Here is a 15,570-nt window from a genome sequence, read left to right on the forward strand (position 1 = left end):
CGCCAGCACATTGCAAGCCCAGAGGCATCCCGCGCCGCGGCTAGGGTGACCAATCCTACTACACCAAGGCGGGCTGACGGTAGTATCGGTTGAGGTTGCACGACCGCACGGCGGCTACCAGCGACTTCGGATTGGGAACTCGTCGAGATCCATCTCGATACCAACACTGCAGCCTCATTCCACAGTGACCGATTTTGCGAGATTACGCGGCTGATCGACGTCCGCGCCGCTTACGACGCCAGTATGGTAAGCCAAGAGCTGGACCGGAATGGCATAGACCATCGGCGTAAAGCTTGCGACCATTGTCGGCAGAACGATGGTCACGAGCGTGTCCACCGTCGCTTCCGAAGCGCCCTTCGCATCGGTGATCAGGATGATCTTGCCGCCCCGAGCCGCCACTTCTTGCATGTTCGAAATGGTCTTCTCGAAAACGCCGTCGTAAGGTGCGATCACCACCACAGGCATAGCCTCATCGACGAGTGCGATCGGCCCGTGCTTGAGCTCGCCGGCGGCATAACCTTCTGAGTGGATATAGGAAATTTCCTTCAGCTTGAGCGCGCCCTCCAACGCCAGAGGCGCCGATGTGCCACGACCGAGGTAGAGTGCGGCCCTAGCGGCGGCGATATAGCGCGCGAGCTTCTCAATCTGCGGCTCGACCAACAAGGCCGCAGCAATCAACCGCGGCATCTCGATGAGCTCTTGCACGAGCTTCGATTCATCGATTTCAGACAGCTTGCCTCGCTCTCTCCCTGCTGCGATGGCAAGCACCGCCAGTACCATCAGCTGGCAGAGGAATGCCTTGGTGGAAGCGACGCCGATTTCTGCCCCCGCCAGCGTCGGCAGAACGGATTCGCTCTCGCGCGCAATCGTCGACGTCGGGACATTAACGACAGATATCGTGTGCAGGCCCTGGCCCTTGGCGTATCGCAACGCAGCTAGTGTGTCGGCCGTCTCGCCCGATTGCGAGATGACGATCGCGAGATCGCCCCGGCGCAGAGGCGCCTCCCGGTAGCGGAACTCAGAGGCTACATCTATCTCGACAGACAAACGCGCCAGCCGCTCGAACCAGTATTTCGCGATGTGGCCAGCGTAGCTTGCCGTGCCGCACGCAGTAATTGAAATGCGCTCAATGGAATTGAAGTCGAACGGCAACGCGACCGGCAGCGCTACCCGTTTGGCCGCCACATCGAGATAATGCGCCAATGTCTTGCCGACAACTGTCGGCTGCTCGTGAATTTCCTTAGCCATGAAGTGGCGATAATTCGCCTTGTCCGCAAGGAGAGACGATACATCAGACTTTGATGTTTCTCGTGGGACGACAGAGCCGTCTGTACCATAGATCACGCACGTCGCGCGTGTAAGCACGGCCCAGTCACCGTCCTCAAGATAAGTAATAGTATCGGTCAAAGGCGCGAGCGCGAGCGCATCAGATCCTAAGTACACTTCACCGTTACCATGTCCGATCGCAAGGGGCGACCCTTTGCACGCACCGATCAAAAGGTCGTCGTGCCCCTTGAAAAGGAATGCCAACGCGAAGGCACCGCGCAAGCGCGGCAACGACGCCTGCACCGCATCCTGCGGTGAGTAGCCATTTTTGAGGTAGAATTCGACGAGATGCACCACAACCTCGGTGTCCGTCTCTGAGTAAAACTCGGCTCCATTTCGTTCCAGCTCCGCTCGCAGCTCGCGGAAATTCTCAATGATCCCGTTATGCACGACCGCGACATTATCCGTCGCATGCGGATGAGCATTGCTCTCGGTCGGCTTTCCATGAGTCGCCCAGCGGGTGTGACCGATGCCGCTTTGACCTGCAGGGGGACTGTAGCTCAACTGCTCCTCAAGGTTTCTCAGCTTACCTTGAGCGCGGCGGCGCTCGATACGGAGACCTTCGAGAGTCGCGAGACCCGCTGAGTCGTAGCCTCGATATTCCAGTCGCCTGAGCGACGCGACCAACTGCCCAACGACCGGACCACGTCCCAAAATGCCAATAATTCCACACATATTTATCCATGCAGCCCAAGTTCGAGGAGTCCGGCGTCCGCGCTATAGGAGCCCCGTGATAGAACTCGCTTGCCCGATAACAACGGGCTTCAAGTTCGGAATCTTCCGCGGCCGTCTTTATCGCATCCCCGTTCGCCCGCGTGATTTAGATCTCTTTCAGCCATCATTGTTCGTCGGCTTCATTCCACCCTTTAGCTAGCTAGTCGAATGACGCTGCGACGGGATCGCCAACGCCGTGACCGCCTGGACGAGAGCCAAACGTGCAGTAGCGCCTGCACGGCAACGTCCAGCTTGGCACAAACAGCCTCACCCTTACTGATGAGCCACCTCACGACTCTCACTTCTAAGTCTCCAAAAAGAAATGAGCAGCGATACTGGCCTACCGGATGAAGTTGATGCGGCAACAACTGCGTCGATGCTCAGGATCGACTCCTCGATAGGGGTCACGTTTCGTCTCGGCTTCTCTCCATTTCAGGCAGAAAAAAGAACGCTGCCCACATCCTCTACATGGTCTGCTGGTGATATACCTGCGCAGCAGCTCTAGCTTGAATTGTCCAGTTCTCCCGGGAACAAATTTCCGGCGCGGGCTTTAAGAGACTTGTCATACTCGGACTGAGGCAACTTACGTTCGGTCAAGATTAAAAGATCGGCGTCGAAGCTCCATTGTACTAACGTAAACTTTCGATATCGAAACGTTCGACGGTCTATACCAACGTTTGCCAGTCCCTTTGTCTTGCATCGGCTGTGCATCGCCTACTGCAAACCAGCTATTAGGGAACGGCGTGGATTATAATTTTATGCCGACGATAAGACGGGTTCTTCTATTCGGAAGCCGCAACCCCGCCGCTCCTCTGCGCCCCGATGAGAGCGCGCGGATCCATACATGCTCGTCAGGATCGATGAGGCTCACAGATGGACGGCATCTGTCTCGTTGGCGACATAGGCAGGCGGCAAGCGCGCCCGGGCGGGCGTACCGGCGCTTACAATTCATCTCACCTGCCTCGGATCATCGCCGTTGCGACGTCGCCTGACTTTCATCTCTGAAGATCGATGTGTTGGCATAAAACAGTCCACTTATAAATCAATGTATATGGTGTGTATTCCTACGCGATGTGTATGACAGGGGCTAACGATCGCGCTCCTTGAGTTGACGGTGGAGCGCGCGTGCGCATCTCGAATTTTCGGGAAGCGGCTTCGCAATGGTTCTCAGAGCGAACTCTTTCCGTCGCAACTAAGCGAGATCATGGTGGCTCACAATTCTAAACGGCGCGTTGCGCTGATCACCGGCGTCACCGGGCAGGATGGCGCATATCTCGCCCAGCATTTGCTCGGTCTCGGCTACACCGTGCATGGGATCAAGCGCCGGTCGTCCTCCTTCAACACAGCGCGCGTCGATCATCTCTACAAGGACCGGCACGCCGGTGATGTGCCATTCCTAATGCACTATGGGGACATGACGGATTCGTCCAACCTGATCCGGCTCGTGCAGCAAATTCGGCCGACCGAGATCTATAACCTGGCCGCACAGAGCCACGTCCAGGTCAGTTTCGAGAGCCCGGAATACACCGCCAATGCCGACGCGATCGGTGTGCTGCGCCTGTTGGAAGCTATCCGCATCCTCGGCATGGAAAAGGAGACGCGCTTCTACCAAGCCTCGACCTCCGAGCTTTACGGCCTCGTGCAAGAGGTGCCGCAGAAGGAAACCACGCCATTTTACCCGCGTTCGCCCTATGGCGTCGCCAAGCTCTATGGCTACTGGATCACGGTGAACTACCGTGAGGCGTACGGTATGTTCGCGAGCAACGGCATCCTGTTCAACCACGAGAGTCCGATCCGCGGCGAGACTTTCGTGACCCGCAAGATCACCCGCGCCGTCGCCGGCATCGAGGTCGGCCTCGAGAACAAGCTCTATCTGGGAAATCTCGACGCCAAGCGCGACTGGGGCCATGCCGGCGACTACGTCGAAGGCATGCACAGGGTCCTGCAGGTCGACGAACCCGGAGACTTCGTGCTTGCGACCGGCCAGACGCGGTCCGTCCGCGAGTTCGTCGAGCTAGCGTTTGCCGAGGTCGGGCGCAGAATCGAATGGCGGGGCAAGGGCGCCGAGGAGATCGGCGTCGATAAGGCTTCTGGCAAGACCCTGGTACAGGTCGATCCGACCTATTTCCGTCCGACCGAGGTCGATCTCCTGATCGGGGACGCCAGCAAGGCGCGCGCGAAACTCGGCTGGACGCCGAAAACGTCGTTCTCGCAAATGGTGAAGGAAATGGTCGCCAGCGATCTCGTCCAAGCCAGACAGGACGCAGCAAATGGCAAGCGCGGCTTTTGAGCTGAAAGGCAAGACGGTTTTCGTCGGCGGCCATCGCGGCATGGTCGGCTCGGCGCTGATGCGCCGGCTCGCACGCGAGCAGGTCGATCTCTTGACGGTGTCGCGAAGCGAGGTTGACCTGCGTGACCAGGCCGCGGTGACTGCCTGGTTTGCAGCGAAGAGGCCGCAGGCCGTGTTCCTGGCCGCTGCCAAGGTCGGCGGCATCGTCGCAAACAACACGCTGCGCGCCGAGTTTCTCCACCACAACCTCGCAATATCGAGCAACGTGATCCAGGCGGCCCATGCCAACAGATGCGAGAAGCTGATGTTCTTCGGCTCCTCCTGCATCTATCCACGCCTGGCGCCGCAGCCGCTGCGAGAGGATTCGATGCTGACCGGCCCGCTGGAGCCGACCAACGAGCCCTATGCCATCGCCAAGATCGCGGGCATCAAGTTGGCCGAGGCCTATCGCAGCCAGTACGGCGCCGATTTCATCAGCGTGATGCCGACCAATCTATACGGCCCCGGCGACAATTATCACCCGGAATACAGCCACGTCATGGCCGCGCTGATCCGCCGCTTCCACGAGGCCAAGATTGCGGGCGGCAGCAACGTCGTGGTGTGGGGTACCGGCAAGCCGCGCCGCGAATTTCTCTACGTCGACGATCTCGCTGACGCCTGCATCCATTTGATGAAGACCTATTCCTCGCCAGAACCGGTCAATATCGGCACCGGCGAGGACATCAGCATCGCCGAGTTATCACTCATGGTTGCGGCCGCCGTCGGCTTTCGCGGTGAGATCAGCTTCGACACGTCGCGCCCAGACGGAACGCCGCGCAAGCTGCTCGATGTCAGTCGGCTGTCCGGGCTCGGCTGGCGCGCCACCACCTCGCTCAAGGAGGGCATTCAGCTGGCATACCGCGCGTTTCGCGCTGAGAGCGATCAACGGCACAAGTGTGATCGGCTTGTTCACGAAAAGGAAGCCTGCATCACGGATCAGAGCAACCCCACCAACGATCCGAATGGCAGGCCGAGCCATTCGCGATGATTGGTAGGTCCACCTTTTTATCAAGAGAGCACCAATTGTCTTTTGCCCCCTCCGCGACGTCGAGCTTGGTTCCGAAGCCGTGAATAACCGGCGCCGTTACGCCTGAGCAGCCAGCAGCGGACCACCGAAGTGTTCTTCGCCGAGCAGATGAGGCGCCCTGCTCCCGAAGATCTCGATGTCCCAGGAAACGTAAAACGGTCCTAGGCTCCTTCGCGCGCCACACGGAGCAAACCCAGATTGATTTGATGGGTCATTGCCTGGCCATCTCGGCGTGAGCAGCGCCGGTGAGGTCGAGCTTGGCGAGGTTCGCGCAGTCGGCGCTCGCGTCGTCACGGTGATCGGACGCGATCGCGACATAGAGCGCAGGAAGCACGAATAGCGTGATCAGAGTGCCAACAGACATGCCGGCGGCGAGGACGAGCCCGATCGAGAAGCGGCTCGCCGCGCCAGCTCCCGTTGCAGTCAACAAGGGCATGAAGCCCGTGACCATCGCCGCCGTGGTCATCAATATTGGGCGCAATCGGACCCGCGCCGCCATCTCTATAGCCGAGCGACGGTCAACTCTCTCCTTGAGCTGCAGCTCATTGGCGAACTCAACCATTAGGATGCCGTGCTTAGAAATCAACCCGACAAGTGTCAACAGTCCAACCTGGGTGTAGATGTTCATGGTCACCCAGCCAAAGAATGGCGGAATCAACGCGCCGACCATTGCCATCGGCACGCTGATCATGATGATGAGCGGATCGCGCAGACTTTCGAACTGCGCCGAAAGCACCAAGAATATGATGATGAGTGCAAATGCAAATGTAATGGCCAGTTGATTACCCTCTTGCACATACTGGCGCGCGTCGGCCAGGAAGTCGTGGCTGAAGCCTGCGGGCAGTTTCTTCGCCTCGGCTTCCAGGAAATCCACAGCCTGTTCGATCGTGACGCCGGGCATCGGCACTGCCTGAAAAGTCGCGCAGTTGAGCTGATTGTAGTGGGTGAGCGCGTTCGGATCGGTGGCGGTCTCGATGGAGACTACGGTAGACAACGGAAGCATTGAGCCTGTCGCGGTCTTTACGTAATAACTCCCGATTGCTTGCGGCACCAGGCGTTCCCCTCGGGGAACCTGCGGGATCACCTGGTAAGAGCGGCCCTGCAAATTGAAGCGGTTGACGTAGTTTCCCCCAAGTAAGGTGGCAAGCGCATTGCCGATAGTCTGCATGGTGATGCCAAGCTCGTTAGCCTTGGATCGATCAACCTTGATTCGTACCACCGGCTGGTTGAACTCGAGGTCGGAGTCGCTCACCATGAACAGCCCGCTCTTTCGCGCGGCATCCTTCAGCTTTGACATCTGCTCGTAGATGGATTGGAAGCCAAGGGTCGAATTGATCACCATCTGCACTGGTAGCCCGTCCGAACCGCCCGGAAGCGGAGGCAAGCTAAAGGCAAACGCGTTGATGCCTTCGATTTTTGACAGCTCGGCCTGGACAAGGGACTTTAGTACAATCGATGATCGCGTGCGGTCGTCCCACGGCTTGAGCAACATGCCCGCCAGGCCACTCTGCTGGCCGCTAACGCCATTGAGCACGAAGCTCAAGTCAGTCTCTGGAAATTTCTGTAACGCGTTTTCGAGCTTGTTGCCGTAATAGTCGAGGTAGTCGATATTTGCGTATTTCGGCGCCTTCATTAAAGCGAATACGATCCCTTGATCCTCCTCGGGGGCGAGTTCTTTGGAAGTGTGCATATAGAGAAAGCCGACGAGGCCCAGCATGGTTACCGCAAACAGCCCCGTAACCGGTCGATAGTCAAGCGAGCGATCGAGCTTGCGGCCGTACCACTGTGTCATGGCGCCGAACCCACGGTTCACAAATCTTGCAAACCGTCCCCCCTCGGCGCTCTTCAGGAGGAGCGAGCACATCATCGGCGATAGCGTCAAAGCGATCACGCCCGAAACGATCACCGCTCCCGCTAGCGTAAACGCGAACTCGCGGAACAGCGCACCGGTGAGCCCGCCCAGAAATCCGATTGGGGCATATACCGCAGCCAAAGTAATCGTCATGGAGACAACGGGGCCGACGATCTCGCGCGCGCCCGCTGTGGCAGCCTTTAGGGGCGTCGCACCTTCTTCTAAATGGCGGTGAATGTTCTCCACCACCACTATCGCGTCGTCGACCACGAGACCGATAGCCAGAACCATTGCAAGGAGGGTCAAGAGATTGAATGAAAACCCCAGCACCAGCATCATGCTGCAGACACCAACGAGCGACAACGGAATAGTGACGACAGGAATGATGACCGAGCGCAGCGAGGCCAGGAACAGGAAGATCACGACCACAACGACCACGACGGCCTCAATGAGCGTCTTCTCAACTTCATCGATCGATGATTGAATAAATTTGGTGGAGTCGTAGGCTACTTTCATCCTCAGTGAAGGCGGCAGGTTACGCTCGATTTCTGGAAACAGCCCTCGAACGCCTCGCGCTATGTTTAGAGGATTGCCTTGCGGGCTCGCCTGCACGCCGACAAAGACCGCGTGCTCGCCGTTCATCGCGACACTAATGTCAGTAGTCTGCGCGGCAAGCTCCACTACCGCAATGTCCTCCATGCGCACAAAGCCACCGTCATTGGCCTTCACGATCATGCGCTTGAAATCTTCGACACTCCGCAGATCCGTATTTGCCGTGACATCGGAGATAGTGAAATAGCCCTTGGTCTGGCCCGCCGCGGCCTGGAAGTTGTTGGCGGCGATTGCAGCCGAAACCTCAGCCGGCGACACGCCGTGCCCAGCCATTTTCGCAGTATCGAGCCATAGCCGCATCGCAAAACTCTGGCCGCCCAGAATGTCTGCCGCTGCAACGCCGTCGACCGTCGAGATAACCGGTTGCACGACGCGTGAGAGATAGTCGGAGATCGCACTTGCCGCCAGTTCCTCGCTGGAGAAGGCGATGTACATGACAGCAGTCTTCTGACCCGTCGACTTCGTGACGACTGGATCGTTTGATTCCTTCGGGATCAGGTATTTGACTGAGTTGACCTTGGAGAGCACCTCCGTGAGCGCTTCGTTGGGATCGAAATTGAGCTTAATGTAGACTTTGATGGTCGAAGTACCAAGCACAGACGAGGAACTAATGTAGTCAACGCCCTCGGCGGACGCGACTGCCTGCTCCAGGGGAGAGGTGATGAACCCCTGGATCATGTCGGCGGAAGCGCCAGGATAGGAAGTCGTGATATTGACAACCGTATTAGATAGCTTGGGATATTGCCGGATCGGCAGTACGGTGGCCGCGCGCAAGCCGATCAGCAAAATCAAAGAACTGACGACGATAGACAATACCGGACGTTTGATGAAAAGCTCGGTAAATGCCATATCGACCTATGTTTTCAAGAGTGGGATGCAAATTCGCCGCAACTTATAAAGCGGCAATGATCACCGATGCTGCGGCTGTGCTAGAGCCTCCGGTATGAGGGACGCGCCATCGGCTACTCTAAGAGCTCACGTGCTCGCGGATGCGGACGCCCTATCCTTCTCTTCCATGTTCGTCACTCGAGTGAATGTTGCTCCGCTGCTCTGATGGCTGATCCCCGTCTCGATGATGGGCACCTGCTATAAAGCCTCTGTCTTCTTAAGTGCAATCGGCCGAAGGTCCGAACTCTAGATGTTCGTCGCAACACCTGATCGGAACTCAACGAATTATAGCAAGGCAGCAGCTCAGGCTTCGCACTGACCCGCAAACCAAATGATCGAGGTTCGACGTCGAAAGTACAGACGACGTGACGGGTGCTCAACTCTACAAAGGTAAATGGGTGATATAGCCTGGGCTGTAAAGCACTATACCAAGGTTTGTCGAATTGATCGATGACCGCCGTAGAGCAAATCTCGTGATGTTGCCGGACACAAACTTTTAGGTCCCACAATATTCCGTACGCACCCGCGACTTATCGCTTCGCTAAGTCGCTGAACAAGGTCGCCTTGGAGTCGGCCCTTCGCCACCAGCTCGACGCGCCCTTCGGAGGTGCTTTGAGCATTTCTTGCTGCTCAATATGCTGCGCACGGTTTAGCCACGCATTGCGCTACCGAGTTCGCAACCCCAGTAGGACGTTGTCGATCAGCCGCGTTGAGCCAACGTAGGCTGCCGCACAAAGCGCCGCGGGGCGCCGCAGTGGACTATCGGCGGTTTTGAGCGTGTCACTGTCGACAAGTTCAAGATACTGCAGTCTGTCAACTGCCTCTAAATGCCGCTTGGCGACCGCAATCAGCTTTTCTACGTTGCGCTCTCCCGAGCGAAATTCGTCGAGCGCTGCGGATAGTCCACGATTGATCGCAAGGGCCCGCTGACGCTCTTCTTTGCTCAGATAGCGGTTGCGACTGCTCATTGCGAGCCCATCCTGTTCGCGAACGGTTGGTACAGTGACCATCTCGATCGGGAGATTGAGATCAATTACCATGCGACGCACGACTGCGCATTGCTGAAAATCCTTCTGCCCAAAAAACGCGACATCGGGCTGCACCATGTTGAACAACTTGCATACGACGGTCGCGACACCGCGAAAATGCCCAGGCCTGAAGACTCCGCACAGAGGTTTGGCGAGGTCGCCCGGTTCAACGAAGGTTTCGAAATGGCTCGTATAGACCTCCTGTGTCTCCGGCGCGAAGAGGATCGCAACACCGCCATCACGGCACAGTCCCTCATCACGTAAAAAGTCGCGCGGATAGCTACTGAGATCCTCGTTTGGTCCGAACTGAGTGGGGTTGACGAAGATGCTGACGACGGTGACGTCGCATTGCGCCTGGCTCGCCGCGATCAGCGCCATGTGGCCATCGTGGAGATAGCCCATTGTCGGCACCAATCCGACCCGTTGATCGGCACCGCGGGATTTTGCGAGAGTACGGCGAAGTTCAGCGACCCTCGTGATTGTTTGCATGTAGAGCTCTATATCAAGTTGGGTTGAACGGCGCCCAGTTGGTAATTGCTTCTTCGACGCCTTCGGGAAGCCTATAGGACTCTTGCGGTCCCGGGAATGCACCACCGCGGACATCCGCGGCCCAGCGCGAAAGCGCATCATGCAACTGCTGAAAGCCTTCTGCATAGGCGCGAACGAATTTGGGGCGATGACCTCCAGTGAGGCCCAGCACGTCGTGAAACACGAGCACCTGGCCTGAACAGTCCGGGCCGGCGCCGATCCCGATCGTCGGTATTGTCAAGGACTTGGTTGCTCGAGCAGCAAGCTCGGCCGGAATGCCCTCCAATACCAAAGCGAAACAGCCGGCCTCCTGCAGACGGTGAGCGTCATCGAGCAAACGCAACGCTTCATCCGCTTTCCGACCCTGCACTTTGAAGCCCCCCATGACGTTGACGCTCTGGGGCATAAGACCGAGATGACCCATCACAGGAATCTCGCAATCGACGAGGGCCTGTACCATCTCGATTCTCTTGCCACCGCCTTCGAGTTTCACCGCAGCTGCGCCTCGCTGCAGGAATCCGCCGGCGTTGCGTATGGTTTCCTCGACGCTGACGTGGAAGCTAAGAAATGGCATATCGGCGACGAGTAAAGCACGAGGCTTGCTGCGTACCACGGCTTCCAGATGATGGTTCATCATCGCAACGCTCACTGGAAGCGTATTTTCGAATCCAAGGCAAACGTTACCCACACTGTCGCCGACGAGAATGATGTCGACGGACGGATCCGCGATACGCGCCGCAACCGCGTCGTAGGCTGTCGTCATGACGAGACGCCGACCGTCCTGCTTCCACCGCTGCAGCATGGGAATTGTGATGCGATCGATCGGCTGCTCCGAAACGTGGCTCATTTGGACCTCAGTTCGATTTTGCGGTGCGAATGTGGCAAAGCTTGAACTTCGCTTAACTCGCCGACGATTTCGAAGTCATAGCTATCCACAGCGTTCGAAATGATCGAATATGTCGGGCGATCACTGGTTGCTGCGAAACGCAGGTGAACCTCTTCTTTGTGCTCATCCAAGAAGGACAAACAGCAAACAATGAGTTGGTCACGGGATTGGCAGATCCGCGCAACAGCGCCGTTGAGAGCACAGCAACGCGAGCGCCTGCGCTGAGAATGACATAGGTCGACATCCGCATCCCGGAGTTCTTGTTCCGGATGTTCACGAACTTCATTGGCGGAAGGGCCGCTGCGAGATAGGGGTGGATCGAGGGGTGATGGAACCGAGGTAATGAAGATTGCCTCCGTCACACGCTTCGCAGCGTATACTGTTCTCATTTGAAGAACGTTCAGCCTTCCGCACACACGGTACTTCCTACGGAGCGCGGAAGAAAATTGTCAACTTGCGGAAGAGAAAAAGAAATCGACGGCTCAAAAATGGCCCTCGGATGGATGAAAATCCTTTTGATTGCGCCATCATCGCCGGGAGACTTTCTTGGGTTGTCTGTTGGTTACGCGGGCGAGGGTCGGCTTCCGCCGATTCGCCGACCGGCTGCCGCCGTCGGCGACCGATCCGGTCTGCTCTAGAGCAGCTCATCGGCTGGATCGACGATGTACAGTGTAGAATTCCTTGAGGTCCGCCGAGGTGACGCAATACTGCGGCGTGACAAAGATCGTGTTTCCAAGCCAGCGCAGCACCAGATCTCGATCGCGAAATAGCCCCTGCGCCCCGCTTGCATTCCTTCCGAAAAACATAGAGCTCGGTGCCGATTTGCTCGAGGCCGAGGCGTTCGCATGCTTTGCGGGAAGCAGAGGTTCGTAGCAGGGTCCGTTGTCGGTCATGACCTGCTGACCTTGACGCCGACGCTTGTGGCGTCCCCGCCTTGAGGAGGGCCGCGGCGCAGCCCTGCCGCTCGCTCTTCATCTCTTTGCTGAAGGTATTTCGGGAGGCATCCTCGATTCAGACGTCGACATAATCCCGGCCAGGTTCTTCGCCGCGTACCCGCAGGCTGCTCTTTCGAGTCCGGCCACCATCGATCGATGGTCTACACGGTTGGACTTGCCCAGCTTTGTCGATAGCGATGTGTCAGCTCACCCGGACGTTCACGTTCATAGCGCCGCACCGGCTCGGCCGGGTCAAGCTGCGCAATCGGCGTGGCGCGGCCGTGGCACTCCGAGTTCGGCGCATGTGGCAGGCAGAGTTTGGCTTGGCGTTGAAAGAGCCTTGTAGAGCGATCACGCTCCATCGACGCCTGTCCTTGCGGAACGCTTGACCCACTTGGCGACGGTTTTAGCCGAAATATTGAATTGCAGCGCGGGTTGGCCTTTGTGAGGCCACTATGATCACGCTCGTCACCATGGCTTCCCGATCTTTCGGCGTCAGAGCCGCGTCCTTATGGGTGCCTATCGATCCTCCACGAGCGGGCTAAAGCTTCGCCAACTTCAGCTTCCTCGTTCACGAGAGGCTGGACAGCTTACCGAAAGCTCACACTAGTGGTCTCACAGACATGCTACCCGAACCGGCTGACACCCATGCGCCCCCTCTAAAAGCGCGCGTATGCGCGCAGCGATCTGCCGTGCTTCCTTCGGCCGCAGGTCGGGTTTTATGCAATCGAGTATGGCTAGCATTGCCTGAACTTCATCCATGTTCAATGTGGCGAGCTTGCGATCGGATAGTCCCAGAGACTGATCGGCGGCACGGACCTGATTGGCTACAAGCACCGCAAGCGCTTGCGACCGCAGGGACGTGATATGCCGCTCGAACATGTGCATTTTTGCCCTGTAGCTGCCCTATGGGCATGGTGTCGCAAGCGCTGGTGGCCAACCCGGTCACAAAGACTGGGGCTGGCCACCTTTGCTCCCATGAGGCTCAAATTCCCAAGGGCGACCTAGTCATATCTTCGAGAAGTAACGAACGGCACCTATCAAAATAGGTCGGTCCCATCTCATCGGCGACTCTCTAAGCTGGGTCTTTGCTTGAAGCAATTGGAGACACCAGCATGACCAGACACGTGGGCGCTCCTAGAAAACCGTGCATAAAACACAATGACGGGCCAACGCACATGACAGGCGCAAGGAATGTTGGCAGAGCAAGTCCAGACGAAGCGCGATAGAATCAGTCCATTGAGAAGATTATCCTAGACCTTGAAAGCCGCGACAGGGAGCACCGCATTGAAGAATCGACGACGCTGTCGGCATCGTCGTCGCCACACATGGCGGACACAATTGCATCAAGACAACAGCGGACCGGATTCAGCCAGGCAATCTCCTTTCCCTTCCTGAGTGTTGGCGAAGATTGATCGGAAGCAGTGCGGGCGCGACTCGGCGCCGCTTGGTTGCGCTGGAGCAGACGCTGTCCCTACCCCGCCCGCACTGCCAGTTGAACTTAGCAGAACTTGAATCAGCGCTTTTCCCCCATGCATAGATAGGGGCAGCGCTTTCGCTGCCACCCAGCTAACTGCTCCAAACTGAGCTTCAAGCGGCGCAAGAAGCTGATTGCTTGCAGAACGAGCAAAATCGGCAGAAGGAGAACTAACCCGCGAGTTGGAAGCATTGCGGGCGCGGCTCGGCGCCGGGGGGCATCATGAGGCACTATCCTGCCGCATCCGCAATGCAATGAGCTTAACGGAAGCGTGACTCGGCACATGGTGGTCCTTCAGCTCATGCGCTGTCCCTGCCACACCCCCGTTAAACCCAACGATTCTTTATCGGGGCTGGCTTACCGAAAGCTGACAGACCTGCACAATTTACAGAACGAAAGGCGACCCATGTGGGCGGGCCGCTTGCCGTTGGCAGCGATATCGCCGTTTACGCCTCAGATAACAGTCATTCGGCGCGCTTGCGATCAGCGGCACCCGCATTGGGACTACGCGCCGGATTGACACTCAGCCAATCCACTGCACGTTTGATGACTGATCGGCCGTATGACCTCACGCCCCCTGGCTCGTGGCCTCTTCGACCATGCAGGATTGGCCATTCGGATTGCGCATCAGTTGCTCTCGAATTTGAATACGTCGCGCCGCTTACCGGCTCGTGCTCCACGCTGGGTTCGCGTGGGGAGGACGATTGGGTTCCGATCTGTCAAAATGCTTAATGAGCTCGATCAGCCTATCTCCCAGTAAGGCGCGAAAACTAGACGCAATTAGCGAGTTCGAGAGAAAGCAGCGCGGATGCGACTCGGCGCCGATGTCCACCGGGGAGGTGGATAAATGCGCTATCTGCCGCATCCGCTTCGCCGGAACGCTAGTCAGCCTCGCGGATCACAAGGCTAACCCACCCGGCTTTCCCGTGAGGCCCGCCGCCTCAGGGTACAATGACTTTAGCGAGAGAGCGGCCTCGGGTGACCTACCAGCATTGGTAGTCATGCACAGCACGGCGGCGCAAATGGGCAAGCACACCACGTTGAACCACCTTGCATGAAGGCAGCACGCTTCGCGCCGGGTTCGGCGGTATCGGCCGCTCCGTAACGCGTTATCCAGAGCGTCTCTGCGTACAAGCACTGGAGCTCCCTCACTACACCGTGGCCTTTGTCGGGCCGATATAGCTCCCGGCGCTGTTCGCCATTCTGGCGAGCTTCTCGTTGCCCAGCGCCCCTACGCGCCCCTTGCTTTACGAGAGACCAAGGTGTGGCCACCACGGCTTGCGGCGGCGAGCCTTGGCTTCGAGGCGTTTGTCCCTCGGGCTAGCGTCTTCGGCAGGCTTCCTGCTATTTATGGAGCGCAGTTGCGCGATGAAGTTCGCGGCGAACAGCTCGATGTCAGGCAGAGCCTTTGATTTTTATAGAGAGGCGCAAGCGTCTGCATGCTTTCTTTCACTAAGCATCGGTCAATTCCTTCTCTCGCGAGCGACCAAACGGGTTCCCGTTCCCAAAAATGAAGCCACACGAGCAACGCCATGGCGGCTATGCGTGCCGCAATGCAGTCGCGCCTCTTTGCGTACAGTCAGCGCGTGGCTCCGAATTCCCGCAGGATCCTTCGATGGATCCCGAGAATTCGCGCGGCCTCAACCTGTGAGGCTGCGACGCCATCAGCGTTGATGTTATCTGTGCTCAGCATAGCTTTGAAATTCGCGTCTGCCGGTTCGTCAACGGCATGCCACCATTTTGCTTCGCCGAGACACGGCGGAACAACTCGCAACATTGGAAAGTGCGAATGTGCGGGATCGGCTGCGAAAATACGCGCGGAAGAGAAGTGCTGCCGCCCTCGTCGAGCGGCCTGCCATGATCTGTTCGGCGAGGACGATCGGAAAGGACCTTGTAGCTGCGCAATGCTCAGGTAGACTATCTGATTTGCGCGTTTGCCTCTTCGCTCTCGCCAAAAATCTCGACTCA

At 57.7% G+C, this 15,570-nt stretch carries 6 protein-coding genes and 1 pseudogene; 2 read left to right on the forward strand and 5 right to left on the reverse strand.

What is annotated here, in order from left to right:
- Nucleotides 1-174: 174 nt before the first annotated feature.
- Nucleotides 175-2,001, reverse strand: coding sequence for a glutamine--fructose-6-phosphate transaminase (isomerizing) (glmS, locus tag I6F16_RS12745; RefSeq protein ID WP_035999107.1), 1,827 nt, complete (start codon nt 1,999-2,001; stop codon nt 175-177).
- A gap of 1,243 nt (nt 2,002-3,244) precedes the next feature.
- Here glmS and gmd point away from each other — a divergent pair.
- Nucleotides 3,245-4,330 carry a GDP-mannose 4,6-dehydratase gene (gene gmd / locus I6F16_RS12750; protein ID WP_035999104.1) on the forward strand — a complete coding sequence of 362 codons (1,086 nt, stop codon included), beginning with the start codon at nt 3,245-3,247 and terminating at the stop codon, nt 4,328-4,330.
- A complete protein-coding gene (locus I6F16_RS12755; protein ID WP_276573556.1) occupies nt 4,311-5,357 on the forward strand; it encodes a GDP-L-fucose synthase in 1,047 nt (348 codons plus the stop codon). The genes gmd and I6F16_RS12755 overlap by 20 nt, the downstream gene beginning before the upstream one ends.
- A gap of 250 nt (nt 5,358-5,607) precedes the next feature.
- Here I6F16_RS12755 and I6F16_RS12760 read toward each other — a convergent pair whose 3' ends face one another.
- From I6F16_RS12760 to I6F16_RS12775, 4 genes and pseudogenes are all read right to left on the reverse strand, one after another.
- Nucleotides 5,608-8,709, reverse strand: a complete 3,102-nt coding sequence (locus I6F16_RS12760) for an efflux RND transporter permease subunit (protein ID WP_225173803.1) — start codon at nt 8,707-8,709, stop codon at nt 5,608-5,610.
- Between the two features lie 704 nt (nt 8,710-9,413).
- Nucleotides 9,414-10,265 (reverse strand): pantoate--beta-alanine ligase, encoded by an 852-nt coding sequence (gene panC / locus I6F16_RS12765; protein WP_035999098.1) that lies wholly within the window; start codon nt 10,263-10,265, stop codon nt 9,414-9,416.
- Nucleotides 10,266-10,278: 13 nt separating this feature from the next.
- Entirely contained in the window at nt 10,279-11,151 is an 873-nt protein-coding gene (panB, locus tag I6F16_RS12770; protein ID WP_035999095.1) for a 3-methyl-2-oxobutanoate hydroxymethyltransferase, read from the reverse strand.
- Between the two features lie 161 nt (nt 11,152-11,312).
- Nucleotides 11,313-11,494, reverse strand: a pseudogene (locus tag I6F16_RS12775) (aspartate 1-decarboxylase); the annotation flags it as partial.
- Between the last annotated feature and the right edge of the window lie 4,076 nt (nt 11,495-15,570).

Source organism: Bradyrhizobium sp. IC4060 (assembly GCF_020193715.1).
GTDB lineage: Bacteria > Pseudomonadota > Alphaproteobacteria > Rhizobiales > Xanthobacteraceae > Bradyrhizobium > Bradyrhizobium yuanmingense.